Annotated in this window: 22 protein-coding genes and 2 pseudogenes; 12 read left to right on the top strand and 12 right to left on the bottom strand. The window is 71.6% G+C overall.

Annotated features, from left to right (window positions below; translation table 11 throughout):
- The first annotated feature begins 19 nt into the window (after window positions 1-19).
- The 3 genes from BMY61_RS38360 (at window position 20) to BMY61_RS38370 (ending at window position 2,306) form a co-directional block, all read left to right on the top strand.
- On the top strand, window positions 20-919 hold the full coding sequence (locus tag BMY61_RS38360; RefSeq protein ID WP_236656305.1) for an expansin EXLX1 family cellulose-binding protein: 900 nt from the start codon (window positions 20-22) through the stop codon (window positions 917-919).
- Between the two features lie 95 nt (window positions 920-1,014).
- On the top strand, window positions 1,015-1,545 hold the full coding sequence (locus BMY61_RS38365) for a SigE family RNA polymerase sigma factor (protein WP_042452838.1): 531 nt from the start codon (window positions 1,015-1,017) through the stop codon (window positions 1,543-1,545).
- On the top strand, window positions 1,542-2,306 hold the full coding sequence (locus BMY61_RS38370; protein WP_042452834.1) for a hypothetical protein: 765 nt from the start codon (window positions 1,542-1,544) through the stop codon (window positions 2,304-2,306). The genes BMY61_RS38365 and BMY61_RS38370 overlap by 4 nt, the downstream gene beginning before the upstream one ends.
- A gap of 74 nt (window positions 2,307-2,380) precedes the next feature.
- On the opposite strand, the gene BMY61_RS38375 is transcribed toward BMY61_RS38370, so the two are convergent.
- The 5 genes from BMY61_RS38375 to BMY61_RS38395 form a co-directional block, all read right to left on the bottom strand.
- Window positions 2,381-4,138 carry an RICIN domain-containing protein gene (locus BMY61_RS38375; protein WP_042452832.1) on the bottom strand — a complete coding sequence of 586 codons (1,758 nt, stop codon included), beginning with the start codon at window positions 4,136-4,138 and terminating at the stop codon, window positions 2,381-2,383.
- A 99-nt stretch (window positions 4,139-4,237) separates the two neighbouring features.
- A complete protein-coding gene (locus tag BMY61_RS38380) occupies window positions 4,238-5,062 on the bottom strand; it encodes a carbohydrate ABC transporter permease (protein WP_042452830.1) in 825 nt (274 codons plus the stop codon).
- Window positions 5,059-6,036, bottom strand: a complete 978-nt coding sequence (locus tag BMY61_RS38385; protein WP_042452828.1) for a carbohydrate ABC transporter permease — start codon at window positions 6,034-6,036, stop codon at window positions 5,059-5,061. The genes BMY61_RS38380 and BMY61_RS38385 overlap by 4 nt, the downstream gene beginning before the upstream one ends.
- A gap of 60 nt (window positions 6,037-6,096) precedes the next feature.
- Window positions 6,097-7,356, bottom strand: a complete 1,260-nt coding sequence (locus BMY61_RS38390; protein WP_052439029.1) for a sugar ABC transporter substrate-binding protein — start codon at window positions 7,354-7,356, stop codon at window positions 6,097-6,099.
- A gap of 76 nt (window positions 7,357-7,432) precedes the next feature.
- Entirely contained in the window at window positions 7,433-9,460 is a 2,028-nt protein-coding gene (locus BMY61_RS38395) for a glycoside hydrolase family 127 protein (RefSeq protein ID WP_042452825.1), read from the bottom strand.
- A 217-nt stretch (window positions 9,461-9,677) separates the two neighbouring features.
- Between BMY61_RS38395 and BMY61_RS38400 the strand changes: the two genes are divergently transcribed.
- Both BMY61_RS38400 and BMY61_RS48135 read left to right on the top strand, forming a co-directional pair.
- Entirely contained in the window at window positions 9,678-10,700 is a 1,023-nt protein-coding gene (locus tag BMY61_RS38400; RefSeq protein ID WP_042452822.1) for a LacI family DNA-binding transcriptional regulator, read from the top strand.
- A gap of 12 nt (window positions 10,701-10,712) precedes the next feature.
- Window positions 10,713-10,847 (top strand): annotated as a pseudogene (locus BMY61_RS48135) (universal stress protein); the annotation flags it as partial.
- A gap of 15 nt (window positions 10,848-10,862) precedes the next feature.
- Here the strand turns inward: BMY61_RS48135 and BMY61_RS38410 are convergent.
- Complete coding sequence (locus BMY61_RS38410; RefSeq protein ID WP_143094727.1) at window positions 10,863-11,708, bottom strand: nucleotidyltransferase domain-containing protein; 846 nt, start codon at window positions 11,706-11,708, stop codon at window positions 10,863-10,865.
- 98 nt (window positions 11,709-11,806) lie between these two features.
- On the opposite strand from BMY61_RS38410, the gene BMY61_RS38415 reads away from it, so the two are divergent.
- Window positions 11,807-12,184 carry a bleomycin resistance protein gene (locus BMY61_RS38415; RefSeq protein ID WP_042452819.1) on the top strand — a complete coding sequence of 126 codons (378 nt, stop codon included), beginning with the start codon at window positions 11,807-11,809 and terminating at the stop codon, window positions 12,182-12,184.
- A 22-nt stretch (window positions 12,185-12,206) separates the two neighbouring features.
- Here the strand turns inward: BMY61_RS38415 and BMY61_RS38420 are convergent, their stop codons facing one another.
- Window positions 12,207-13,016: a helix-turn-helix domain-containing protein gene (locus tag BMY61_RS38420; RefSeq protein WP_042452818.1), complete on the bottom strand. Its 810-nt coding sequence runs from the start codon at window positions 13,014-13,016 to the stop codon at window positions 12,207-12,209.
- A gap of 111 nt (window positions 13,017-13,127) precedes the next feature.
- Here BMY61_RS38420 and BMY61_RS38425 point away from each other — a divergent pair, with 111 nt between their 5' ends.
- The 4 genes and pseudogenes from BMY61_RS38425 to BMY61_RS38440 all read left to right on the top strand — a co-directional run bounded on the left by BMY61_RS38425 (window position 13,128) and on the right by BMY61_RS38440 (window position 17,526).
- Window positions 13,128-13,943, top strand: coding sequence for a phytanoyl-CoA dioxygenase family protein (locus tag BMY61_RS38425; RefSeq protein WP_236656303.1), 816 nt, complete (start codon window positions 13,128-13,130; stop codon window positions 13,941-13,943).
- Window positions 13,940-14,252, top strand: a pseudogene (locus BMY61_RS48140) (hypothetical protein). Before BMY61_RS38425 ends, BMY61_RS48140 begins: the two are co-directional and overlap by 4 nt.
- A gap of 545 nt (window positions 14,253-14,797) precedes the next feature.
- The gene (locus tag BMY61_RS38435; RefSeq protein ID WP_042452816.1) at window positions 14,798-15,358 is read left to right on the top strand and encodes a sigma-70 family RNA polymerase sigma factor; all 561 of its coding nucleotides are present in this window, start codon (window positions 14,798-14,800) and stop codon (window positions 15,356-15,358) included.
- Window positions 15,359-16,458: 1,100 nt separating this feature from the next.
- Window positions 16,459-17,526, top strand: coding sequence for an NAD(+)/NADH kinase (locus BMY61_RS38440; RefSeq protein ID WP_042452926.1), 1,068 nt, complete (start codon window positions 16,459-16,461; stop codon window positions 17,524-17,526).
- Between the two features lie 621 nt (window positions 17,527-18,147).
- Here the strand turns inward: BMY61_RS38440 and BMY61_RS44535 are convergent.
- From BMY61_RS44535 to BMY61_RS38455, 3 genes are all read right to left on the bottom strand, one after another.
- Window positions 18,148-18,657 carry a hypothetical protein gene (locus tag BMY61_RS44535; RefSeq protein ID WP_052439027.1) on the bottom strand — a complete coding sequence of 170 codons (510 nt, stop codon included), beginning with the start codon at window positions 18,655-18,657 and terminating at the stop codon, window positions 18,148-18,150.
- Between the two features lie 254 nt (window positions 18,658-18,911).
- Entirely contained in the window at window positions 18,912-19,991 is a 1,080-nt protein-coding gene (locus BMY61_RS38450; RefSeq protein WP_042452814.1) for an NADH:flavin oxidoreductase/NADH oxidase, read from the bottom strand.
- A gap of 43 nt (window positions 19,992-20,034) precedes the next feature.
- The gene (locus BMY61_RS38455; RefSeq protein WP_042452812.1) at window positions 20,035-21,087 is read right to left on the bottom strand and encodes an NAD(P)-dependent alcohol dehydrogenase; all 1,053 of its coding nucleotides are present in this window, start codon (window positions 21,085-21,087) and stop codon (window positions 20,035-20,037) included.
- A gap of 101 nt (window positions 21,088-21,188) precedes the next feature.
- Between BMY61_RS38455 and BMY61_RS38460 the strand changes: the two genes are divergently transcribed.
- Together BMY61_RS38460 and BMY61_RS38465 are read left to right on the top strand one after the other, a co-directional pair.
- The gene (locus BMY61_RS38460) at window positions 21,189-22,106 is read left to right on the top strand and encodes a helix-turn-helix transcriptional regulator (RefSeq protein WP_042452810.1); all 918 of its coding nucleotides are present in this window, start codon (window positions 21,189-21,191) and stop codon (window positions 22,104-22,106) included.
- A 102-nt stretch (window positions 22,107-22,208) separates the two neighbouring features.
- Window positions 22,209-22,436 (top strand): hypothetical protein, encoded by a 228-nt coding sequence (locus BMY61_RS38465; protein WP_042452809.1) that lies wholly within the window; start codon window positions 22,209-22,211, stop codon window positions 22,434-22,436.
- 124 nt (window positions 22,437-22,560) lie between these two features.
- Here the strand turns inward: BMY61_RS38465 and BMY61_RS38470 are convergent, their stop codons facing one another.
- Together BMY61_RS38470 and BMY61_RS38475 are read right to left on the bottom strand one after the other, a co-directional pair.
- Complete coding sequence (locus BMY61_RS38470; protein ID WP_042452807.1) at window positions 22,561-23,601, bottom strand: NAD-dependent epimerase/dehydratase family protein; 1,041 nt, start codon at window positions 23,599-23,601, stop codon at window positions 22,561-22,563.
- Window positions 23,602-23,845: 244 nt separating this feature from the next.
- Window positions 23,846-24,628 carry a dioxygenase family protein gene (locus BMY61_RS38475; RefSeq protein ID WP_042452805.1) on the bottom strand — a complete coding sequence of 261 codons (783 nt, stop codon included), beginning with the start codon at window positions 24,626-24,628 and terminating at the stop codon, window positions 23,846-23,848.
- Window positions 24,629-24,717: the final 89 nt, after the last annotated feature.

A 24,717-nucleotide genomic window follows, 5' to 3' on the forward strand; every position in this document is an offset into this window, starting at 1 on the left:
ACGCGAGCAGGGACGCGGGTTGACCACGGGCGTTCCGGCCGCGTTGCTGGCGGTCGGGGTGCTGACCTGCCTGGTGCTGGCCTTCCTGCCGGACGGCGGTCCCACCGACGCAGGGCGTGCCCTCGCGGCCGCCCGGACGGGCGCCCTGCCCGGCACCGCACCGGTGGCCGCTTCCGGTGCCGCCGGGGCGGTGGCCTCGTCGTCGCTGCCGCCGCACACCGGAACCGCCTCGGCGTCGGTGTCCTCACCCCACTCGGCGACCGGCGGCGCCGCTTCGCTCGCCGGGTCGGCGGTGGCGCCCCTGGCCGGGCGGATCAAGCCCGGCGTCGCCTACCACGGCGTCGCCACCGCCTACGCCGCTGCGGACGGCAACGGCGCGTGCCTGTTCGGGCCGACCAGTGACCTGATGGTCGCGGCCATGAACTACACCGACTACGAGTCGTCCAAGGCCTGCGGGGACTACGTGCTCGTGCACGCCGCCAACGGCGCCTCGCTGACGGTGCGGATCGTGAACGAGTGCCCCCTGCCCTGCGCGCCCGGCCAACTCGACCTGAGTCAGCAGGCGTTCGCGCGCCTCGCCGACCTCAGGGTCGGCCGTCTGCCGATCACCTGGACGCTGCTGAGCCCCGCCTCGCTCGGCCCGCTCTCCCTGCGGTACAAGACCGGCTCCACCCAGTGGTGGTGCGCGATCCAGGTGATCGGTCACCGGAACCCGGTCGCCCTGCTGGAGGTCCGGACGGCGGGCGGCTGGCGTCGGCTCCCACGCACCGACTACGACTACTTCGTCTCCGCCGACGGCAGCGGCTGCGGCGGGCCGGTCAGGATCACCGACATCTACGGCCAGCAGCTGACCGTCGACGGGATCGCGCTGCGGCCGGATGTCGCGCAGCCGACCGGCGTCCAGTTCGCCCGGCATTGACCGGGCAGCCATCCAGCCGCCCGGTCTCGTTGACGACCGCTGCTACCCTCACGCGTTGTTAACGCGCACATGGCAAGAAAGGGCGACCGAGGGAGATGCTCCCCGACGACGCGTCCGCAGAGTTCCACGACTTCTTCGAACGCCACTACGCCGAACTGGCGCGCTTCGCCCACCTGCTGACCGGCGAGGCGGATGCGGCCGACGACCTGGCCGCCGACGCCCTGGTCACGCTCTGGCAGAACTGGGACCGACTCCGCGCGGCCGAGCACCCGCGCGCCTACGCGCGCGGCGTGGTGGCCAACATGGCCCGCGAACGGGTTCGGAGCACGGTCCGGGAGCGCCGGCGGATCACGCTCTTCTGGTCCCGCGTCCCGGAGCGGACGGAAGGACCCGACGTGGCCGCCGTGCTCGACGTGCGCACCGCGCTGACGCGGCTGCCGTTCCGCAGACGGGCCTGCGTCGTGCTGCGGCACGCCTTCGACCTGTCGGAGAAGGACACCGCGATGGCGCTCGGCATATCGGTCGGTACGGTCAAGAGCCAGACCTCGAAGGGGCTGGCCGAGCTGGAACGCATACTCGGCGTACGATCCGCCGAGGTGTTGGTGGCAGGGAGGAGGGTTTCGTGAGCGAGGAGATCAAGCGGCAGCTGCGCGAGTCCGCCCGGGTCTACCAGCCGGACCGCGCGAGGATGCTGGCCCGCGCGGAGCGCGGCCTGGCCGGTCCCGTCGTCCGTCACCGCACCCGTTCCTTCACCAGGTCGGGCCCGCGGACCGTCCTCGCCGGGCTGGCCACGGCGGGCCTGCTGGCGACCGGCGGCTTCGCCGTCGCCGACATCGTGCACGGCCCGTCGCCGTCGACCACCGTCACCACGCCCACCGAATCGCCGTCGCCCATGCCCCGCCCGACACCCTCGGATTCCGCCACCACCCCCGCGACGCCGTCGACCGCGGCCGGGGGCGGGCATCAGCCTCAGCCCACCGGTCCGCGGCCCGCGGCCGGACCGCTCTGGTCGGCAGGCTCGGTGGACCCGCACAGCACCGTCTACTGGTCGCAGAGCGACTTCGTCCTGCGGACCAAGCAGCCGCTCACCTCGCTCACGCTGGAGCTGCGCGTCGCGCAGACCGGCGGCGTGCAGAGCACGGGCAGCTGGCGCACCCTGCCGGTCGACGAGTTCACCGTCACCGTGCGGGAGGTCGGCGGCGCGCTGGTCTACCGCTGGGTGCTCAAACCCGGCCTGACCGTGCCAGCCGGGCAGTACGAGTTCGCCGCCCAGTTCAACCACTCCGTCGGCGTGCGTGACGCGGGCGGCGACGGCTACCGGGTGGACGTGCGGACCTCGGCCGGTTCCCCGGTGGCGGTCTGGGGCGGGTTCCTGCCGGCCCGGTAGGGCCCGTCCAGAACCCGCACACCGATGGGCGCGAGGGAGAGCCTCGCGCCCGCCGGTGTGCCCGGGGTGGGGTCTCAGCGGGCGGTCAGGGTCCAGAGGTGGTCGGCGGTGCCGTTGTCGTCCCACTGGAGGACCTGGGCGCCGGAGCTGGTGCTCATGCCGGTGACGCCGAGGAGCAGGCCGCTGTTGTAGTTGGCGATCTTGTCGTGACCGGCGCCGTCGGGGATCAGCTGCCACAGGTGGTCGGCGGTGCCGCTGTCGCCCCAGATGAGCGCGTCCCCGCCGTCGCCGGTGCTCATGTTCTGGACGCCGAGCAGCAGACCGCTCGCCTGGTTCACCAGCTTGTAGAGGCCGGAACCCGCCGCGACGAGGGTCCAGTTCTGGGTGGTGCTGCCGCTCGGGGTCGCCTGGTCGACCAGCGTGCCCTGGGCGGTGCCTGAACCCTGGGTGTCGAGCGCCTGGCCGCTGTTGAGGTTGGTGATCTGGTAGCGGCCGGCCAGCGAGCTGGTCGCGCCGGTCGGGGTGACGACGAGGTGGTAGCCGTAGGCGGGGTTCATCGCGACGGGCACGGTGAGGGATCCGTTCGAGACGGTGTACGTCGTCTGCGAGATCGTGACCGGCCCGGAGACCGCCGCCGTGCGGCCGAGGGACGGCGTGTACTCGAGTTTCACGTTCACCGTGCCGCCGAAGGCCGCGAGGGAGTTCAGGCCGTTGACGGTCACGGCCGTCGCGCCGCTGCCGCCGCCGAAGACGACGCTGACCTGGTTCCGCGCGCTGTTGACGGACGCAGCGCCGTCGATCCCGGTCTGGGCCGGGGGCGTGGTGACGACCATGCTGCCGCTCATGTCGCCGTACCACTTGTAGAGCCAGTACGCGCCGTTGGGTGCGGCGCCGGTGTCGGTCAGGGTGTCGCCGAGGGTGCCGTAGTGGTTCCAGAACGCCATCTCGGCGTCGTGGACACCCGCCCGCTCGAACTTGGCGATGTAGCCGACCATCGCGCCGGGCACGCCGACCTCGCCGGTCGTCCCGTACTCCTCGATCGCGATCGGACGCGGGCTGATCCCGAGGCTCGACTCCAGAGCGCGGTAGGCGGCGACGTCGGCGGCGATGTTCTGGGCACCCCCGAGTTCGTGCCAGCTGACGACGTCGGGCACGGTTCCGCTGTTCTTTGCGTCGGTGAGGAAGGTGGTCATCCAGCCCTGGTTCCAGGCGGAATAGCTGGGGCCCTGGATCGGCGTGGCAGCGTCCTTCGACCGCACCTCCTGGTAGGTGCGGGCCCACCCGGCGTCGAAGGAGCCCGCGTTGGTGGTGTCCCAGGTCCAGTCGGGCTCGTTCCACAGCTCGTAGGCGGCGATGTTCGTCGCGCCGGAGGACTTCACGGAGGCGACCTGGGTGTCGACGGCGGAGAGCCAGTTGCTCCAGCTGACCCACTTGTAGGGGAAGTTCGGGTACCAGTCGGGCATCCGCACGACGACCTTGGCCCCGGCCTTCGCCGCCTCCGGTGCGACGACGAGGGCGTCGCCGCCGGGTCCGCTCTCGCCGTTGGGCAGCTGCGAGCCGCCGGGGGCCATCTGCACGAAGGTGTTGGGCTTGAGCGGCTCGACCAGGCTGTCGGCCGGGACGGTCGCGGTGTCCAGCCCGTAGAGGCTGCCCGAGGCGACGTGGGTGACGCCGCGCAGGGTCTGGTTGGCGTTGACGACCAGGGTGGTCAAGGCGGTGGGGGCGGCCTGGGCCGGGGCGGCGGCGAGCGGCGTCGCCACGGCGGCCAGGGTGAAGGCGGCGAGCAGGGCGGCGGCTCGCCGCCCTGCCCGGTGGTCCGGGGTGGTGGTCACGGTTGCTCTCCTGACGGGTGGGAGGTGGGTGGGACAGCAGAGCGGTGCGTGTGAGGGGCGTTCGGGGTGCGCGTGAGGGGCGTTCGGAACGAGCGGGGCTCAGTCCTTGACGGCGCCCGCGGTGACGCCGGCGGCGACGTAGCGCTGGGCCAGAACGAGCAGCAGCGCAGCCGGAACGGAGGCGACCACGGCGGTGGCCATGATGGCGTTCCACTCCTGGTTGTTGTTGCCGATGTAGCGGTAGATGCCGAGCGTGATCGGTCGCCAGTCGCCGCCGCTGTCGAGGGTGTTGGCGAAGACGAAGTCGGACCAGGCCCACAGGAAGCCGAACAGCGAGACGGTGACGAGCGCGTTGCGGCTGACCGGGAGGATCACCGACCAGAAGGTGCGGAAGGTCCCGGCGCCGTCCACCTTGGCGGCGGCGGTCAGCTCGTCGGGGATGCCGGACATGAACGCGATGAAGATCATCACCCCGAAGGGGACGGCGATGGTCGAGTCGGCGACGATCAGACCCCACCAGGTGTTCATCAGGCCGAGGTCCAGGAAGATCCCGTAGAAGCCCATGGCCATGACGATGCCGGGGATCATCTGGGCGACCAGCAGCACGATCGACAGCGCTCCCCCGCCGCGCGGGCGCAGCTTGGCCAGCGCGTAACCGGCGGGCGCGGAGATCAGCAGGGTGAGGGCCACCGTGCCGAGGCCGATGAGAAGGCTGGTGAGCAGGTAGGGCAGTTGGTCCTGGAGGACCGCCTGGTAGCCCGCGAAGGTGGGGTGCAGCGGGAACAGGTCCGGCGGGGTCCGGCGCATGTCCTGCTGCGGGGTGAGCGAGACGTTGAGCATCCAGTAGACGGGGAAGAGCATCAGCGCCGTGAGCACGAGGCCGATCACCGTGGTTCCCGTGCTGCGGCGTGCGGGCGTGGTCATGCTTCCTGCCTCCTCTGGACGCGGATGTAGAGCAGCCCGAAGACCAGGGCAATCAGGATGAGGATGTTGCCGACCGCCGCCCCGGGCCCGAACTGCGGCAGCAGCGAGCCGAAGCCGAGGCGGTAGGACCAGGTGGCCAGGGTGTTCGAGGAGTCGCCAGGCCCGCCCTTGGTCATGATCCAGATCAGGTCGAAGACCTTGAGCGTGTAGACGAAGCCCAGCAGCAGCACGATCGCGGAGACGGGCCGCAGCAGCGGGAAGGTGATCCGACGGAACTGCTGCCAGGCACCCGCACCGTCCAGTGCGGCGGCCTCGTAGAGCTCGCCGGGGATGTTCTGCAGACCGGAGTGCAGGATCACCAGGTTGAACGGAATGCCGATCCAGATGTTGGCGAGGATGACGGAGTTCAGCGCCCAACCGGGCGAGGTCAGCCAGTCGACCGGCGCGACGCCGATCAGGTGCAGGCCGTAGTTCACCACGCCCGACTCACTGTTGAGCATCCACGCCCAGGTGGACGAGGAGACGATCAGCGGCAGCAGCCAGGGGATCAGGAACAGCGCACGCAGCAGTCCGGAGAGCCGGAAGCGCCGGTTGAAGAAGACCGCGAGGCCGAGCCCGGCGCCGTACTGGAGCGCGATCGAGACGAGGGTGAACACCATCGTGTTGCGCAGCGCCGGCCAGAACGTCGGGTCGTCCAGCACCTGCCGGAAGTTGTCGAGGCCCGAGAAGGGCGCGTCGCCGTCGACGAAGGAACGGACGGTGTAGTGGTGCAGGCTCAGGTCGAGGTTGCGGTAGAGCGGGTAGAGGTAGAACGCGGCCAGATAGACGATCAGGGGCGCGACGAAGGCCCAGGAGGTGAGCCGGCCGCGCAGGCGCCGGCGGCGGGCGTCACCGGCGTCGGCGGCGGTCGCGGTCGCGGTCGCCCTGGACGCGGCCGGTGACCGCTGTGGGCGGTCGGCGCGGGCGAGGGTCATACGGGTGCTCCTTGCTGCGGGTGGAGGCGTCCAGGGACGGCATCGGGGTGCGGGTGGGGATCAGCCCTGGTGGTTGGCGACGGCCTGCTGTGCGGCGCCGAGCGCCGCCTGCGGGCTCTGGCCGCCGGACAGGGCGGACTGCACGGCGGTCCACAGCTGCTGCGAGATGACCGGGTACTTGGTGCCGAGGCCGCCGCTGGTGCGGCCACGTGCCGCGGCGACCGCGGCCACCCAGGGCCCCAGCGCCGGGTTCGCCTGCACCTGCTGCGTCTGCACGGCGGAGGTCGGGGCGACGTAGGAGAGGGTGGTGTCGGTGGCCAGCAGGTTCCGGGCGCTGATCAGGCACTCGACGATCTTCTTGTCGGTGGCGTAGCGGGAGCTGTCCTTCTGCACGGGCACCGTGACGAACTCGCCGCCGGTGGGCGCGGGTGCGGAGCCGCCGTTGCGGCCGGGGATGCTGATGACGCCGTAGGGGAAGCCCGCCTTGGCGGCGTTGCCCAGCTGCCAGGTGCCGTTCTCGCCGAAGGCGTAGTCGCCGGTGGCGAACTCCTGCCAGCTGGTGGTCTGGGTGTTCTGCAGCACGTCGTTGGGGGCCAGGCCCTGCGAGACCCAGCTCTTCCACAGGGTCAGCGCGGCCACCGCGTTTGCGTCGTCCAGCTTGGTCAGGTCACCGCCCGCGCCCCAGAACCAGGGCAGGAACTGGAAACTGCCCTCCTCGGTGCCGATCGCGGAGAAGGTGATGCCCTTCTTGCCGGCGGCCTTGACCTTCTGCAGGGCGGCGGTGAGGGACGCCCAGTCCTTGATCGACGCCGGGTCGACCCCTGCCGCCTTCAGGACGTTCTTGTTGTAGTAGAGGGCGAGGGTGTTAGCGCCGATCGGTACGACGTAGGCGGAACCGTCGACGACGCCCGCGCCGATGACGTTCTTCTGGATGGCGGTGGTGTCCAGGGCCAGGTCGCTGGTCTTGTTGAGGATGCCGGCCTGGACGAGGGTGGAGACCACGGGGTTGTCGACGAGCATGATGTCCGGGTCGTTGCCCTGCTGCGCGGCGAGCAGCGCCTTGTTCCCGAGGTCGGTGGTGTCCATACCGGTGCGCTTGACGGTGACCCCGGCGGCGGTGCCGCAGGCGGTGACGGTGCGTCCCCAGTTGGAGTCCGTGTCGAACTGCGGGTAGGGGTCCCAGAAGGTGTAGGTGCCTCCCGCGCCGGAGCCGGAACCGGCGGTGGCGGCCGAGCCGGATCCGGAGGAGCAGGCGGCGACGGCGGCCAGCGTGGTACCGGCCAGGGCGACGGCGAGCAGGGTACGGGGCAGGTGTCTCATGGTGGGCGGCCTCGATCTGAAGGTGTGGGCGGGGTCGTTGACGATCGGAGTCGTGCGCGGTGCGGCGGGGGCGTGGTCAGCCGGTGGGCAGCCAGACGCGCATCGAGCCGGAGCCGCGGTTGGCCCAGGCGAAGTAGGGAACGGCCGTCAGCTCCAGCGGGACGCCGCGCAGCGCGGCGTCCGCCGCACCCGGCTCGGTCGTGGCCTCGGCCGAGCCGTCCGCAGCGGCAGGGTGGACGGCGTCGGCGGGCTCGGTGGCGCCCGCTGCGTCGGCGGGGCGGTAGGGCCACCAGTCCGTGGCGGGCAACGGCCTGCGGTGTCCGCCCGCCACGACGGTGACGACCCCGCCGAGCAGTTCGGGGCGCTCCTTGACGGCGAGCGGGACCCCGAGGTCCACGGTCACCTCGTCCAAGCCACCGCCGGGGTGGTCCACCTGCTCCAGGCAGTGGACCAGCGGACCGCGCTCGATCGCGACGCAGCCGCGCACCGCATCCACGCGCGGATCGGCGACGACCAGGCGCGGGTGCAGCTCCAGGTCCAGCACCACCCGCTCCCCCGGCGCCCACGCGCGCTCGACCCGCAGCCAGCCGTCGTCCAGGACCGCGCTCTCGACGGGCGGGCCGTCGTGGCCGTGAGCGAGGCGGTACCGGCCGCACCACTGGGGGACGCGCAGCGACAGTGTCCACGGCCGGGTCGGGGTCTGCTCGACGGTGATCTCGATGCGGCCCTGCCACGGATAGTCCGTGTTAACGCTCACAACTATGGGCCGACTGTGCGCCTCCCCCTCGAAGCGCCCCGAGGCGTACTGGTGCAGTTGCAGGCCGCGACCGTCGGTGGAGGCGAGGTAGTGCGCCAGGCTGCCGAGCAACCGCATCACATTCGGCGGGCAGCAGGCGCAGCGGAACCAGCGGGTGCGGCGGGAGGACTGGTCACCGCCCGCGTCCACGTAGCCGTCGCGGACCTGGAGCGGGTTGACGTAGAGCCAGCTCTCGCCGTCCAGCGACATGCCGGCCAGGAAGCCGTTGAAGAGGGTGCGCTCGACGAGGTCGCTGTAGCGGGCCTGGCCGGTGAGCAGCGCCATGCGCCAGCCGAACTGGATCGACGCGATCGCGGCGCAGGTCTCGCAGTAGGCGCGTTCGTTGGGCAGTTCGAACGGGTCGCCGAAGTCCTCCTTGTCGTGATGGGCGCCGACGCCGCCGGTCAGGTGCGTCTTGGTGGCCGCCATGGCGTGCCAGAGCCGGACGCAGGCCTCGATGAGCGCAGGTTCTCCGGTCTCGGTGGCGAGGTCCGCCGCCGCGGCGAGGAGGTAGAGCTGCCGCACGGCATGGCCCTCGACGGTCTCGGCCTCGCGCAGCGGCACCCGGTCCTGGCAGTAGGCCTCGTGGCGGTGGGCGCCGTGGCCGTGGCGGTCGACGAAGTAGGCGGCGAGGTCCAGGTAGCGCCGCTCGCCCGTCTCCCGATGGAGCTCGACGAGCGCGGTCTCCACCTCCGGGTGCGCGTCGAAGGTGTCCAGCGGCCTGCCGCTGCCCTCGGGCCCGAAGGTCGCGTCGATGTGGTCGGCGAAACGGCGGGCCACGTCCAGCAGTTCCTCGCGGCCGGTGGCGCGGTGGTGGGCGACGGCGGCCTGGATCAGGTGGCCCGCGCAGTAGAGCTCGTGGCCCCACCGCAGGTCCGAGTAGCGCCCCTCTCCCTTGCCGGACTGGAACCAGGTGTTGAGGTAGCCGTCCTCCTGCTGCGCGGCGGCGACCAGGGCGACGATCCGCTCCACGTCCGCGGCGAGCTCGTCCTGAGGGTCGTCCGTGAGCTGCGCGAGCTGCCAGGAGGCGGCCTCAAGCCACTTGTAGACGTCGGTGTCCTGGAAGGGGTAGTCGCCGACGAAGGATCCCTCGGTCGCCCCGGCGACCAGGCGCAGGTTGTGCAGGTTGCCCGCGGCCTCCAGCAGCGCCGGCCCCTGCGGGATGCCGACCCGGGCGTTGACCCGGCGGCGCTCGTGCCAGAAGCCCGAGGTCACCTCGGCCGCGACGACGGGCCACAGCGCTGCGCGCGCCTGCGGCCCGAGTCGGACCGGGCCGCTCGATGGACGGGACGGGGGCGTGCGGGACATGGGACTCCCCAGCTAGGGCCGAAGGCGGCGCTCATGACGATCCGTTGTGCAAGGCCGTGAGCAACTGCGCAAACCTTTTCCGAGCCCGAAACGTATGGCGCCCTTGAGGGAGCGTCAAGACTTCGCACCACGTGAGTTCTCGTTCGCCGATGACTGGGCAAGCGGCTGCGCAGGGTGGCACGATGGACGGAACAGCCGCATGAGAAAAGGATTGCGCGTGTCGAAGCCGAGCCACCTCGCCCCGAAGGTCAGAGCCACCCTCACCGACGTGGCCGCTCACGCCGGTGTGAGTGTGGGCACCGCCTCGAAGGCGCTCAGCGGCACCGGCCGGATGCGCCCGGAGACCCGCCAGCGAGTCCTCGACGCCGTGCGCGCACTCGACTTCCGTCCCAACCAGCAGGCCCAGAGCCTGCACTCGGGCCGCAGCTGGACCGTCGGGCTGATGACGACCGACGGGATCGGCCGCTTCAGCACGCCCGTCCTGCTCGGCGCGGAGGACGCGCTCGGGGCCGGCAAGATCTCCGTCCTGCTCTGCGACACCCGCGGCGACGCCATCCGCGAGCAGCACCACCTGCGCAACCTGATGGACCGGCGGGTCGACGGCATCATCGTCACCGGACGCCGCACCGACCCCCGGCCGCCGCTCTCGGGCATCCACGACGGCGTTCCCGTCGTCTACGCCCTGTCCCCCTCCATGGACCCGGAGGACATCTCCGTCGTCTCCGACGACGCCCAGGGCTGCCGCCTCGCGATCGAGCACCTGCTGGCCATCGGCCGCAGTCGGATCGCCCATGTCACCGGCCCCGGCCACCACGCGGCGGCGCAGGACCGGGCCCGGTACACCCGGACGCTGCTCGACGAGGCCTCACTCGAACTCTCCACCGGGCGCGTCCACTTCGGGGACTGGAGCGAGGCATGGGGGCGCCGCGCCGCCGAGGCGGTGCTGCGGGCCGCGCCCGACACCGACGCGTTCTTCTGCGGCAACGACCAGATCGCGCGCGGCGTGACGGACACCCTGCGCGAGCGCGCCGTCCGCGTGCCGGAGGAGATCGCGGTCGTCGGCTACGACAACTGGGACACCATGGCCCTGGCCGCCCGCCCCCCGCTGACGACCATCGACGTCGACCTGACGGAGATCGGCCGCGTCGCGGCGCTGCGCCTGCTGGCCGCCATCGACGAGAACCCGCAGCCGGGGGGGGTCCAGGTGCCGTGCCGCCTGGTCGTGCGCGAGTCCGCGTAGGGGGTGATCACCCGCCTCCGACCGCACGGCCTCGGCCACGCCACCCGCCTCGTCGTCGACCACGCCCCGTGCCCCGTCCTCCTGGTCTGGCCGAAGGCCGCCCCGAGGCTGACGGCCCTTCCTCCTCCGCCTCCCTCACCCCACTGAGCTGCCCGGTGGGCGTCACGCGACCGCGCTGCCGCCCTGGTCGGCCGCACGGCGTTCGAGGGCGGCGTCCAGCTCGGCGAAGAGCGCGGTCGGGGCCGTTCGCCCGTGGCGGGCGGAGATCGCCGACCAGAGGCGACCGCCCAGTCCCGACGCCGCACGCAGCGCCCCGACCAGCTCCTGCGGCGAAGCGGGAGCCGTGGCCGCCCTCAGCCCCGCCACCGTGTGCGCCGACAACTCACGCTCGGCTCCGCGCGACGGAGTCAACCAGTGCGCAGTCGACTCCTCGGCGAGGCGGGCCATCCACAGCAGATGGCGCTGAGCGTGCCCGAGCGCGTCCCACGCGCGCAGGTCCTCACCGCGTGCCGCCAGATGGTGCGCCAGCACCAGCCAGTTGACGAAGGGGTCGCAGTACTTCGCGATGGTCTCGGGACTGTCGACCGGCGGCTCGTAGCGCTGCGGCAGTCCGGTGAGCACCGGAGCCAGCGCTCCGCTGCGATCCACCATCAGCATCCGCTCGACCGCGGCACCGCGCGCCGGCCACTGCGCCACACCGGCGATCTCGTCCACGGTCGCGAAGTGGAACTCACCACGCACGAGACCGGGGAAGAACGCCACATAAGTGCCGAACTCGTTGACCAGGCCGTAGCGCGTCGGCGCGATGCCGGCACACCACGCCGGCGGGTGGATCTCGGCACGCCTCCGCTCGGTGAAGAACAGCCAGAACTCGATGTCGCTGTGCTCGTCCGCCTCCCCGGCGGCGAACGATCCGTACATCAGGGCCGCGTCCAGGCCCTCGTCGGCCTCGCACGCGGCGCGGACACGCCCGATCAGCTCCTCCTGGAACAGCACGGCAACACCCAAGCACCCGACGCTCGGGCCCGGCAACGCGATATCGACGCGTCCGGTCGACCCATGGCGGTGAAACCCCGGAGCCCGTCGGCAGGCCCTAGGGTGGTGGCATGGACGAGTACGCGGTCCCGATCCTCCCGAGCCGGGACCTCGACGAGACGCTGGAGTTCTACGGCCGGCTGGGCTTCGAGCCCCGTGGTCGCTGGGACGGGCCGGACGGCTACCTGATCGTCGTCCGCGGCACGGTGGAACTCCACTTCCGTCACGACCCCGAGGTGGACCCCCTGGCCACCGCCGGCAGCTGCTACCTCCAGGTCCGGGACGCGGGCGCGCTGCATCAGGACTGGGCCCGGATCGGTGTCCCGACCGAGCCGACCACCGGCAGCCGACTGACGCCGGTGACCGACACCGACTACCGCATGCGGGAGTTCGCCCTGGTCGATCGCAGCGGCAACCTCCTGCGGATCGGCAGCCGGCGCGGTTCCTAGCCCTGCTTCGGTCGCGGAAGCGCTACCGCGGTCCCGGCGGCCGCACGGCGAAGCGGCTGTGCAGGTCGGCCCGGACGGCGCGGGGAGAGGCGCCCAGGGCGCGGCGGCAGGCCTTGTTGAAGGCCTGGAGGTCGGGGATGCCGACCGAGGCCGCGACGGCGGGGATGGACAAGGTGGTGGCCTGCAGGAAGTGGCGGGCCCGCTCCATCCGTCGAGCGCGGAGGTAACCGACGACGGTCTCCCCCGTGGCGGCGCGGAAGAGCCTGGTCAGGTGGTTGTGCGAGACGCCCGCCGCCTTCGCGATCCCCGCCACGCTCAGCGGCTCCGCCAACCGGGCCTCGATCAGGGCCAGGGCCGCCGTGACCGCAGGATGGGTGGCAGCGACCCCGCCCGTGGGCCGCGAGGTCAGCTCCGCCACCCGCCACAGCGCGGCCCACACCTCGGCCCTCGCCCGCGCGGGCGCGTGCGGCCAGGCCGCGAGGGCGCTCTGCAACTGCGCGGCCAGCGGCACGAGTTCGGTCCCGGCGTCCTGGATCACCGGGATGCCGAGCGGCGCGCCCTCCGATCCGAGGCGCAGGTGCACGTACAGGTGCTCGGAGCGGCCCCGGTAGCGGTAGCGCACCGTGGTGCCGGGCGGGACCAGGCTGACCCGCCCCGGCCGGATCGCGTGCGCGGTGTCGTCCACCGTCAGGTCGGCGTCGTAGCCGTAGAGATGCAGCTGCCAGAGGTTCGGCAGCGAGAAGACGTCCGTGCGGCTGGCGCAGCCGTGCACTCCGATTCCGACGGCGGCCAGGTCGGGGGGCTCGTCGAGATGGGCGAGGGCCGTGTGCATCCCGGAGTTCTACCACGCCTGCCGCGGCCGCGAGGGGCGGTGAGAATTGACCACTGGACGGCGTTCCGGGCCCACTCGCAGCGGCGGCACGCGGCCCTAGCGTCTGTCGGCATGGACAACCAACCGATCCTGCTCAACTCGGTGCAGATGGCCCGCTTCGTGGCCCACGGATCTCTCCGGCTGGACGCGGTCGTGCCCGCGGAGCTGAACGCCGAGGCGCTGGCGGTGCTGGCGCAGGGCGTGCCGCCGGTCGACTACGGGACGCCCCTGTCGAAGGCCTACGCCCCGGACTCCTTCCCCGCCAGGCTGCTGGCGGTCCCGCTGGTCGCAGGCGCGCTGCGCAGCCTGGTCGGCCCGGAACCGCTCGTGGACCACCACGCCGTGCACGTCCGCGAGCCCCACGGCGGGGAGGCGCAGGCGCTGCACGCGGACGCCATCATCGACGTCCGACCGGACGCCTTCGACGTGCAACTGATGTACTACCCGCAGACGGTGACACTCGAGATGGGTGGCACCCTCAGCGTCCCCGGCAGCCACCTGCGCCGGATCAACGAGTCGGACACCGGCCGCTACCAGAACCTCCGCGGCCAGGACCGGCTGGTCTGTCCGGCCGGAACGGTGGTGTTCGTGCACCACGGCCTCTGGCACGGCGGTCGCCGCAACGACAGCGACACGACCCGCTACATGTTCAAGATCCGCTTCAACCCGACGGTCCGCCAGCGCCGCCTGTGGGACGCCTCGGACCTGCACGACCCACGCGTGGTCTCCGAACTGGACGTCGCGTTCCCCTGGTACGAACAGGCGACCGGGCGTCTCGAGCGCTACAACCGCGCCCTGCTGTGGCGCGAGCTGACCGGCGACCCCGGCTTCGACCTCGACCACTGGGTGACCAGGGTCTCCAACCGCCCGCAGGAGGCGACGGCATGACGATCGACTCGCCCTCATCCACCCCCACGCTCCGTCAGCAGGTACTCGTGCTCTACCTGCTGAACTCCGCACTGGACGCGGAGGTGGTCGGTTGGTCGCGGTACGACGGCACCGGCCGCACGTCCCCGACCACGGGGGACGGCGCGGAACCGCCGTACGCGACCGGACTCGACGCGCTCAGGGACGGCTGGCGGCTGATCCAGGCCGCCCAGCTCGTCCCGCCCTACCCCGGGCCACGAGTACGACGTCTCCTTCCTCAAGCACGAGTTCTTCTTCGAGCGGCTCGAAAAGCTCCACGCCGCTCTGTGACCCGCGCCCCTGGGCACGGACCGCGGTTGAACCGGTCCACGTCACGGGTCGGCGCCAGGCGGGCACCGGGGCGCGGGCAACCAGCAGCGGGCAGGACACCAAGCGGCGTGCCGGCGCCGACATTTCGGCGCGCCAACGCGGGACTGCATGGGACCGAGCCCCGATCGGGCGGCGCCGTCATCCGCCGCGCCTCCTGGTCGGCTCTCCGGAGCGAGGAGGGACTGCGTCATCGTCGGGGCGAGCCGGTGCTCGATGCGGTCCCCTCCCCAGCCGCGGCGGTCGCCCCGGCCTTCGCGCAGGCCGAAACGCATGGCCGAAGGGCTGGTGCGTCAGGCGCGGGCGTACTGGTCGAGCTTGGGGGGGTCGTGGCCGAGGACAGTGGCCGCGTGGCGGGCCCCGCACGGGTCGGGATGGCACGCCCATGCCGGCGTAGTCACCGAAGACGGCACCACCCAGGCGGGGTCGTTTGTCGAGACAGCGACGAATCGATGCGCAGGCGATGCCCTTGGCATGCCTACCGGGCGACCGAGTCCAAATCTCTGACCATGTCTCACAGCCACCTTGCCGGCCTCCAGATCGAGCAATGCCTGAGCGCGGCGGCGGCCGGTGATCACGAGGCGTTCGTCGGCGTCTACACGGGTCTCCTGCCGCTCGTGTGGGCCACGGCCCGGCGGGTGCTGCCCGACTCCGCGCAGACCGACGAGGTCGCCCAGGAGGTGATAGTGGAACTCTGGACCCTTGCCGGCCGCTTTCAGCCTGAGCGCGGAAACCCCCGGGCCTGGGCCGCGTCCATCGCTCGCCGACGGGCGATCGACCGGGTCCGTCACCAGCGTGCGCAACACCGTCTCGAACAGCGCGCCTCAGCTCTGACTCCGCCGCCGGTCCACGACAGTGTTGCGGAGCATGTAGAACGGGTCTTGGAATCCGAGCACCTGCATCGCGTCCTGATGAACCTGACTCCGCTTCAAGGTGAGGCGATCAGACTCGCCTTCTACGAGCACTGCACCTACACGCAAGTCGCCCTGCGATTGGGCATCCCGGTCGGAACCGCCAAAAGTCGCATCCGCAGTGCGTTGATCCGGCTCCGTCGAGAACTCGAGGCGTGACCTGGCCGGTTGCCCACCGGATACGTCGCGGCAGCCGCCGTCCGGCCCGCTGACACACGAGGCGGGTCGACGCTGAGCCGGACGCCGCGCGGCGATCAGGGAGTGTGGTGGTCGAATCTCCCTGACCGCCGCCGGCCGGTGCCCCGCAGTACTACTCGTGCCGGGGACCGGCGTCCGTGCTCACATCACGGCCCCGCACACGCCCTGCGCGCATGTGGCATCGTTGCCGCAGCGCACCGCCGGGCTTGGGAGCGGTCCGGTCCCGATGGGGCGTAGGCCGAGGTCTGCGGTGAGAGGCACTTGTCCGGCGGCCCGGGGATCAAGGAGCCGATCATCGAATCCCGCCCCTGCTTCGGGCGGTGGGGTGTCGTGCTGTTCGGCGGGCCGGCCGACGACGGGAGGGCCGAGCGAGCGTTGTGCACGGCATCGCCCAGCACCAGGCTCAATTCTCGAAGCAGAAGGCGTGTGCCGCGGCGATGAGCTGCTCGGGGTTGATCCCGGGCCGCCCTCGAAGCGGGACTTGTAGGTGACGCCTCCGGTGATGCTGCCGCCGGCGGTGAACTCGCCGGAGCCGGTGGGGATGTCGCCGTGCCAGGCGGCGTGGGCCTTCGAGACGGGCATGGGTCTCCTGATGGTGGGCGGGTGGTGCGGTCAGGCCTTCCTGGCGGCGATCTCGGCGATCTGAGCGCGAGCGGCCGTGACGAGGTCGGCGTTGGTGTGGGCCTTGCCCGCGAGGCCCCAGCCGCCGTCCGGGGCCTCGGTCAGCAGCACCCAGGTGCGTTCGACGAGCGTGGGGTCGTCGGCGGCTGCAGCGACCCTGGCGACAGTTGGTCGGCCCCGTCACCCGCTCAGCCCAACGGCGCCGCGATCCGCTCCGACCGAACTTCAGCGGTGCAACGACTGGCAATCTGGTCCTTCAGCTGCCGTCTTAGCTCAAAGCTCACTGCGCACCGGGGCTAGTTGAGCGCCGCTAGGCCCACACTGGCGAAAGACGGTGGCTGGAAACCGAGCCCGCGACCAGCCTGGTAGTCGTCATGTCCTTCGTGTCCGGGCTCGTCACGGGCACGCTCAGCCACCGCAGCAGCAAGGCAAGGTCCCTCATGCCAGTAGATCGCATCGGACTGGTCGTCCACCAAGGTCACGCCTCTGCCCTGGCCGCCGCCCGCGACGTGCACGCCTGGTCCCGGGCGCACGGGATCCGCTGCACCGACATCGACGTGTGGTCGGCCGACCACGAACGCCGCTCCGGCCGCGAGGAAGCCCACGCGGCCGGGGACCCTGACCTGGTCGTCACACTCGGCGGGGATGGGACGTTCCTGCGTGGAGCCCGGATCGCCATCAAGACGGGGGCCAGTGTGCTAGGCGTCGACCTGGGCAAGGTCGGCTTCCTCACTGAGGTGCCGGTCGGCGACGCCATCTCCGCCCTGGAGGCTGTCCACGCGGACGGGGCCTTGGTGGAGGAACGCATGACGTTGACCATGCGCGCCTCCCGGCAACCGGAAGTTCCCGCCGAGATGGAGGCGCTCCTCTGCTACGGACGCGGCTCTGCACTGCCCCCGCCACCGGTTCGGGCTACGACGTCCACGACCGCCACGGACAACAGCTGGGGCGTGCCCCTGGACGTCAACGCACTCAACGACATCGTGGTGGAGAAGCTGGCCCGTGACCACCAGGTCTCCGCCGGCGTCTACATCTCCGGTCGCTTGCTCGCGGCGTATTCCGCGGACGCGCTGGTGGTGGCCACGCCCACCGGCTCCACCGCCTACTCCTTCGCCGCCGGCGGCCCGGTGCTCTCCCCGCACATGGACGCCGTCGTGTTCACCCCGATCGCGCCGCACATGACCTTCAACCGCACCGTCGTGGCAGCCCCGGACGAGCCAATCGCGCTGCGCATGCTGCCGCACTCCGGTCGCGCGGCCGTGAGCATCGACGGCCAGCCCCGCGGGGTACTCGACCCGGGCGACTGGATCGGCGTCTACCGAGCCCCGCACCGGCTCCGCCTCATCCGCCTCCACCCGACCGACTTCTACGGCCGCCTCCGCGACCGCTTCCGCCTCACTGACGCCCCCGCCACCGCGACCGACGGCGAGTCAGCACCCTTCTTCCGTCGCGACTCCCCCGTCCCACCAGAACTCGCGGATCTGCGCCTGCCGCCCTCCGCCAGCTAGGGCCCGGCCGGCCGATCTTGCTGTTGTGACGGAACGAGCAGGACCTTGCCGAGGTCTCGGCATCTGCGGCGCCACCACGGCCAAGTTCTTGGGGCGCGGGGGTTGGGCAGGGTACGTGCCAGGAAGTCTCTGTCGACGTCTTTGATGATCGAGGCGACTTCCCGGGCCGCTCGTCTGTCAACACTGCCGATGGCACGCTCGATCAGCAGACGGTCGTCCCAGAGGTCGAAGCCCGGGAGGCCAGATTCTGGCAGGTAGAGCGGCCATCCCGGTTGGCTCGCGAAGGCCCGCCACCTGCTGATGGCGTCTTCGAGCACCCGGGGAGTCAGGCCACGTTCGGCCTCGAAGCGTGCGGCTTTGCCGCGAGTGCGAGTCGAGAATTCTGATGGCCGACGCCGATAGTCTCGAAGATGGGACTGGCAGATGGCGTCCAGACGTAGAGCAGCCGCGGTCTTCCGGGGCATGGCTCTTCTTTCGAAGGTAGTGAGCGTCCGGCACGCACTCTACTTTCCGCGCTCTGGGTCACGGCAGTCATGTCCTGAGCCGGATGATCAGCGCAGCCGATCATCCGGCTCAGGACCGGCTACGCGCTACCCAACGTCCAGGCAGGACGGCACACGGTCAGACGTGGTCCCACGCCTCTTGCGGCAGCATGTGATACACGTCGTCCATCGCCTCGGCCGGCAGGAAGACCGGTCGCGTGAGCAGACGGTCGCCCGCCCGCTGCACGCACAGCACCACGCCGAGCGTGTTCGAACCGGCTTGTGCCCCGGGCAGATAGACGACATCCGTGCCGAGTCCCCGGTTTTCAGCGCGTTCGAACAGCCAGGCCTCCAGCTCCGAGGGAACCCGGCCGACCAGAGGCATCCCGTCCACCTGCACCTGCGGTCCCCGCAATGCATCGACCGAGACTGCCCACAACCGGTCAGCCTCGTCATAGTGGATCTCGAGGCCCACTTCCTCGGGATAGATACGGAATGCCGTCCCCGACTCAAGGCCGGGGACACACCCTTCGAGCGCGGCAGACACCTCGGCCGACGTCATTCCGAACCGCAACGGGCCCACGCTCTCAAACGGATCCAAGATCCACGACAGTCGTTCACTGTCCGGCAAGACGTCCCGCAACCTCATAGGGCCCAGCCTATGACGAGCTGTCCGGCCGTGATTCAAGCTTCCCGGCTCCGCACCGGCGCACAGGCGAGTGATCGGCCGGACAGCTCCTAAGGGCCCGCGGAGAGGGAGGACCAGTGGGGCGCGACTCCGGCATGTCACTGCGCCGGGCTGTGACACCCCGCGAAAGCCGAAGCAGCGCCTGGTCCCCCGCGTCTTGGTGAACCGCTTCCGCGCGGTCGGCAGTCATCCACCGCTGGGCGTGCGCGGGCACGTCACGCGCGGGCGTACTGGTCGAGCTTGGGGAGGTCGTGGCCGAGCGTGGTGGCCGCGTGGCGGGCCCAGTACGGGTTGCGGAGCAGCTCGCGGCCCAGGAGGACCGCGTCGGCATCGCCGGAGGCGAGGATCTGCTCGGCCTGGTGCGGGTCGGTGATGAGGCCGACGGCCGCGGTGGCGAGGCCGGCCTCGTTGCGGACCCGGGCCGCGAAGGGGACCTGGTAGTCGGGCTCGACCGGGATGCGGGCGTCCGGGACGTTGCCGCCCGTGGAGACGTCGACCAGGTCCACGCCCCGGGCCTGCAGCTCCTTGGCCAGCAGAACGGTGTCGTCGGCCGTCCAGCCGCCCTCGTCCAACCAGTCCGTGGCCGAGACGCGGAAGAAGACCGGCAGCTCGTCCGGCCACACCGCGCGAACCGCCTCGGTGACCTCCAGCGCGAACCGCATCCGGTTCTGCAACGAGCCGCCGTAGGCGTCGACGCGGTGGTTGGAGGCCGGGGAGAGGAACTCGTGCACGAGGTAGCCGTGCGCGCCGTGGATCTCCGGGACCTGGAAGCCCGCCGCGAGGGCCCGCTCGGCCGCGTCCGCGAACTGCCGCACGATCACGGCGATCTGATCGACGCTCAGCTCCGACGGCGCCGTCATCGCGCCGAAGGCGCGGTCGCTCGGGCCCACCGTCCGCCAGGCCAGCGGGTGGCCGGAGGGCAGCGAGCCGCCCGGCACGTCCCACGGACGGAACGACGAGGCCTTGCGCCCCGCGTGCGCGAGCTGGATGCCGGGGACGGTGCCCAGCTCGCGCAGGAACGCGGTGATCCGACCGAACGCGTCGCGCTGACGGTCGTTCCACAGGCCCAGGTCCCAGGGGCTGATCCGACCCTCGGGCGCCACGGCGGTGGCCTCGGTGAGGATCAGGCCCGTGCCGCCGGCCGCCCGGGAGGCCAGGTGCTGGAAGTGCCACTCCCCCGGTGCGCCGGTGTCGGGCCCCTCGGCCGGTGCCGAGTACTGGCACATCGGCGCCATCCAGACCCGGTTGGGTAGGGTGACGTCACGCAGGGCGAGGGGCTCGAACAGCAGGCTCATCGGGGGAAGTGCTCCTGAACGTGGTGGGTGGGCCGCCGGATCGTCAGATCGTGGCGGTGTCGATCACGAATCGGTAGCGGACGTCGCTGGCGAGAACGCGGTCGTAGGCCTCGTTGACCTGGTCCGCGCGAATCACCTCGATCTCCGCTCCGATGCCGTGCTCCGCGCAGAAGTCCAACATCTCCTGCGTCTCGGGGATTCCGCCGATCATGGAACCCGCCAGGGTCTTGTTCCCGCCGATGAGGGAGAAGACCGCGACCGGCACCGGCACCGGCGGGGCGCCGACCTGGACCATGGCACCCGTGGGCTTGAGCAGCGCCAGGTAGGCGTTGAGGTCGATCTCCGCCGAGACGGTGTTGACGATCAGGTCGAAGGTCCCGGCCAGCTGCTCGAAGGTGGCCGGGTCACTGGTGGCGAAGTAGTGGTCCGCGCCCAGCTTGAGGCCCTCCTCCTTCTTGCGCAGCGACTGCGAGAGCACCGTCACCTCGGCGCCCTTGGCGTGGGCGATCTTGACGCCCATGTGGCCGAGACCACCCAGGCCCACGACGGCGACCTTCTTGCCCGGGCCGGCGCCGAAGCGGGCGAGCGGGGAGTAGGTGGTGATGCCCGCGCACAGCAGCGGCGCGGCGGCGTCCAGCGGGATGCCCTCGGGGATCTTGAGCGCGAAGCGCTCGGTCACCACGACCTGCTTGGCGTAGCCGCCGTAGGTCGGCTCACCGTCGCGGCCGGTGTCGTTGTAGGTGCCGGTGGCACCACCGGGGCCGGTGCAGAACTGCTCGAAACCGGCGGTGCACTGCTCGCACGCGCCGCAGGAGTCGACCAGACAGCCGACACCGACGCGGTCGCCGACCTGGTGGCGGGTCACGGCCGAGCCGACCTCGGCGACGGTGCCGGCGATCTCGTGGCCGGGGACCATCGGGAAGATCGCCGGGCCCCACTCCTCGTTGACCTGGTGGATGTCGGAGTGGCAGATACCGGCGTAGGCGATGTCGATGAGGATGTCGTGCGGGCCGAGCTCGCGGCGCGGCACGGTGGTGCGCTCCAGCGGGGCCTTCGCGGCCGGGGCGGCATACGCGGGGATCGTGCTCGTAGTCATGGTGACCAGCGTGCCGGGTGAGCGAGGGTGCAGCCAGCCCCTCGTTGAACGTACGCCTGGTGTTCCTACCACTGGGAGGAACACCCTCATACTTGGCAGACATGAGCTCCTCCGAACCGTCCCCCCTCGATCCGCTCGACCCGCGCAACGAGCTGAGCGAGTTCCTGCGGACCCGCCGCGCCCGACTGCAGCCGGAGGACGTGGGCCTGCCGTACTTCGGCGCCCGCCGCCGGGTGCCGGGCCTGCGCCGGGAGGAGCTGGCTCAGCTGGCCGGGGTGAGCGCCGCCTACTACACGCGGCTGGAGCAGGGCAACGCGCGCAACGTGTCGGCGGCGGTGCTGGAGGCGATCGCGGACGCGTTGCGCCTGGACCGTGCCGAACGCGAGCACCTGGACCACCTGGCCAAGCCCGCGCCGCGCCGCGGTCGCGCGGTTCCGCCGCGCCCGCAGCGGGTGCGCCCGCAGCTGCAGCACCTGCTGGACGCGATGGACTCCGTCCCCGCGTACGTGCTGGGCCGCCGCTGCGACATCCTCGCCTGGAACCGGCTGGCCTGTGCGCTCCTCGGCGATTTCGCGGCGCTGCCGCCGGAGCAGCGGAACATGGCGTGGCTGGTCTTCATGGAGCCGGCCACCCGCGAGCTGTACGACGACTGGGAGGGCAAGGCCCGCGACATGGTCGCGGGCCTGCGGATGCACGCGGGCCGCTCCCCCGACGACCCGCGGCTGGCCGCGCTGATCGGCGAGCTGTCGGTCAAGAGCCCCGAGTTCCGCCAGTGGTGGGCCGCGCACGACGTGCGGGGGACGGGCCCGTGCACCAAGGAGCTGCACCACCCCGTGGTCGGCCGCCTCACCCTCGCCAACGAGTCGATGGTGCTGCCCGCCGATCCCGACCAGCTCCTGGTGACCTACGCCGCGGAGCCCGGCTCCGCCTCGGCCGAGGCGCTGCGACTGCTGGCGAGCTGGACCGCCGAGGTGGCGCAGTCCGCGGCGACTGCGGAGGCGTCGGACAACAGGGCATAGGGGCGCGGCCCCCCTGCCGAAGGACCTGGAACGGGGTGTTAACTAGGCCCGAAGCGTGGGCAAGTCCTCCATGTCCCGCTCGACAGTTAGGACGGTCCCGGCATGCATCAGCAGCTGACTCCCCTGCACGCGCTCGCGCTGTACACGCTGCTCACCGTCGCGGGCCTGTGGACGCTGATGGGCGTGCGCGCCGTATGGCTGGCCACGTTCCGGCCGTGGGCGGTCGGCAGCAGCGGGATCGGACTGCACCCGCTGGAGCAGGTCTCGCTCTCCCGCGCGGAGCGCCGGGCGTTCGTCGCGATAGCGAACGAGCTGAACGCCGCGCGCTGACCGGGCCACGACCTCCGGACCCCCCGTGTCACAGGCACCGACCTCGTCTCCGCGCTGAACGAGCACCAACGGGGCCGACCCGCCCGGTGCCGAACCCGGCTGTCTGCAGCGGGCACCGACTTCCTTACCGGTTCCTCTCGTCGTGGGCGGCGAGGATCGCTGCTTCCTTGTCCGGGGAGAGGAAGGGCGTCCAGGTGCCGACTTGGCGGTAGTCCTCGAAGGCCTCCGACTCGCCGCCCGGGGTGAAGAGCCAGGCGGCCGTCTCGTGGACGGAGGTCGCGAGGGGGCGGCAGCGCAGGCCTGCGGCGAGGGCCTTGGCGCAGGAGGCGTCCCAGGTGGCGACGAACTCCTCCCGGCCTGCCGGGAGCCAGAGGGGGACCTCTGTCCAGGGTTCGACGTCGTGGTCGACGAAGAGGCTGTCGTCGACGTAGGTGAGCTCGGCCCGCGCTCCGGTCGCGGCGACGCATGCGGCCAGGTAGTCGCCCCAGGTGCCGTTGTCGGGGGCGCCGGGCAGGAGGTAGTCCTCGACGGCGTCGCGCGGGGCTCCCGCGAGGAGGTCGAGGCCGAACGCCGCGAGGTCGCGCACGTCGATGAGGCGCAGGGCGCGGTCGGCGGTGCCGGGCACGGCCATGCGGCCTCCCCGCGCGGCGCGGCGCAGCCAGGCCGTGGTGCGCCGGGCGCGGTCGTGGGGGCCGACGATCATGCCGGGCTGCAGCACGACGACGCGGCCGGGGAACGCGGCGCGGACCGCCTGCTCGCAGCCGTCCTTGAGCCAGCCGTAGTCACCCTCTCCCGGGCCGGCGTCGGCCCGACCGCCGTGCCGGCGGGAGGACTCGTCGGTGGGCAGGGCCGGGTAGTCGGGGTAGACGTTGATCGTCGACACGAACAGGTAGGCGTCCGCGCTCTGCGCGAGCGCGGCGGCGGAGCGGGCGACCTCGGTCGGGACGTAGCCGCAGACGTCGACGACGGCGTCGTAGGGGCCGGCGGCGGCGAGCGCGGCGAGGTCCGCCTCGTCGGTGCGGTCACCGCGCAGCGAGCGGACGCCTGCGGGATCGTCCTGGGTCCGGCCGCGGTTGAAGACGGTCACCTCCCAGCCCCGGCGCACGCCCTCCTCGGCGAAGGCCCGTCCGACGAACACCGATCCACCGATCACGAGAAGTCTCATGAGCAGGAGTCTGCGCACCGGACGGCCCGCCGGAACCCGGATGCGCGCTGGGCGAACGAGTTGCGCGGACGGCGAACGGCCGCGCGCCACGTCTGCTCGGACGGCGAAGTCGTGGCGTGCGCGCTTCGGCGGCCGTCCTGCCGCGGCACGGATCGCGTCGGCGATCGCGTCGGCGATCCCGTCGGCGATCCCGTCGGCGCGGGTGCGGCGGCCGGTCCAGGTGGCGAGGTGGGACTTCTCGGGCTCAGCCGAACTGGAGGGAGCGCTTGGACAGGCCCATCCAGAAGCCGTCGATCACGCTGCGCCCGCTGCCCAACTCGTTCTCGGACGCGCCGAGGGTGACGAAGAGCGGGGCGAAGTGCTCGGTGCGCGGGTGGACGAGGTGGCCGGCCGGTGCCTTGTGCTCGAAGTCGAGGAGGGCGTCGATGTCCTGGGCCTCCAGGGCGCGGCGGCCCCAGTCGTCGAACTCGGTCATGATCGAGTGGACGCTGCCGTCCTGCGTGAGCGCCCGCAGATTGTGGGTGAAGAAGCCGCTGCCGACGATGAGAACGCCCTCGTCGCGCAGGGGTGCGAGCTTGCGGCCGATCTTCATCAGCTCGGTGGGATCGAGGGTGGGCAGGGAGATCTGGAGCACGGGCACGTCCGCGTCGGGGTACATCTCGACGAGCGGGACGTAGGCACCGTGGTCGAGGCCGCGGTCCGGGATGTCCTGGACGGGCGTGCCGGCGCCACGCAGCAGCTTGCGCACGGAGTCGGCGAGCCCGGGCGCGCCGGGGGCCGCGTAGGTGACCTCGTAGTAGTGCTGCGGGAAGCCCCAGAAGTCGTAGACCAGCGGCAGGGTCGTGGTCGCGCCGAGCGCCAGCGGCGCCTCCTCCCAGTGGGCGGAGACCATGAGGACGGCCGTGGGCTTGGGCAGGTCGGCCGCCCAGTGCGCGAGCTGGCTGGTCCACAGGGCGTCGTCGGCGAGGGGCGGGGCACCGTGGCCCAGGTAGAGGGCGGGCATCCGCGCTGCCGTGGGGGTGGTCATGGCTTCCTCGTTCCACTGGTTCAAATCTGAACTACCTTGAGAGTAGCCCCACGTTCAGATTTGAACAACATATGCCGCGACGCACCGCG

The organism is Streptacidiphilus jiangxiensis (assembly GCF_900109465.1).
GTDB lineage: Bacteria > Actinomycetota > Actinomycetes > Streptomycetales > Streptomycetaceae > Streptacidiphilus > Streptacidiphilus jiangxiensis.

Bases quoted from the DNA above. Each gene is read 5' to 3' on its own strand.
- BMY61_RS38365 (WP_042452838.1), top strand. From the start codon at position 1,015: ATGCTCCCCGACGACGCGTCCGCAGAGTTCCACGACTTCTTCGAACGC.
- BMY61_RS38380 (WP_042452830.1), bottom strand. From the start codon at position 5,062: ATGACCACGCCCGCACGCCGCAGCACGGGAACCACGGTGATCGGCCTC.
- BMY61_RS38385 (WP_042452828.1), bottom strand. From the start codon at position 6,036: ATGACCCTCGCCCGCGCCGACCGCCCACAGCGGTCACCGGCCGCGTCC.
- BMY61_RS38390 (WP_052439029.1), bottom strand. From the start codon at position 7,356: ATGAGACACCTGCCCCGTACCCTGCTCGCCGTCGCCCTGGCCGGTACC.
- BMY61_RS38395 (WP_042452825.1), bottom strand. From the start codon at position 9,460: ATGTCCCGCACGCCCCCGTCCCGTCCATCGAGCGGCCCGGTCCGACTC.
- BMY61_RS38415 (WP_042452819.1), top strand. From the start codon at position 11,807: ATGGACGAGTACGCGGTCCCGATCCTCCCGAGCCGGGACCTCGACGAG.
- BMY61_RS38420 (WP_042452818.1), bottom strand. From the start codon at position 13,016: ATGCACACGGCCCTCGCCCATCTCGACGAGCCCCCCGACCTGGCCGCC.
- BMY61_RS38425 (WP_236656303.1), top strand. From the start codon at position 13,128: ATGGACAACCAACCGATCCTGCTCAACTCGGTGCAGATGGCCCGCTTC.
- BMY61_RS38435 (WP_042452816.1), top strand. From the start codon at position 14,798: ATGTCTCACAGCCACCTTGCCGGCCTCCAGATCGAGCAATGCCTGAGC.
- BMY61_RS38440 (WP_042452926.1), top strand. From the start codon at position 16,459: ATGCCAGTAGATCGCATCGGACTGGTCGTCCACCAAGGTCACGCCTCT.
- BMY61_RS44535 (WP_052439027.1), bottom strand. From the start codon at position 18,657: ATGAGGTTGCGGGACGTCTTGCCGGACAGTGAACGACTGTCGTGGATC.
- BMY61_RS38450 (WP_042452814.1), bottom strand. From the start codon at position 19,991: ATGAGCCTGCTGTTCGAGCCCCTCGCCCTGCGTGACGTCACCCTACCC.
- BMY61_RS38455 (WP_042452812.1), bottom strand. From the start codon at position 21,087: ATGACTACGAGCACGATCCCCGCGTATGCCGCCCCGGCCGCGAAGGCC.
- BMY61_RS38460 (WP_042452810.1), top strand. From the start codon at position 21,189: ATGAGCTCCTCCGAACCGTCCCCCCTCGATCCGCTCGACCCGCGCAAC.
- BMY61_RS38465 (WP_042452809.1), top strand. From the start codon at position 22,209: ATGCATCAGCAGCTGACTCCCCTGCACGCGCTCGCGCTGTACACGCTG.
- BMY61_RS38470 (WP_042452807.1), bottom strand. From the start codon at position 23,601: ATGAGACTTCTCGTGATCGGTGGATCGGTGTTCGTCGGACGGGCCTTC.
- BMY61_RS38475 (WP_042452805.1), bottom strand. From the start codon at position 24,628: ATGACCACCCCCACGGCAGCGCGGATGCCCGCCCTCTACCTGGGCCAC.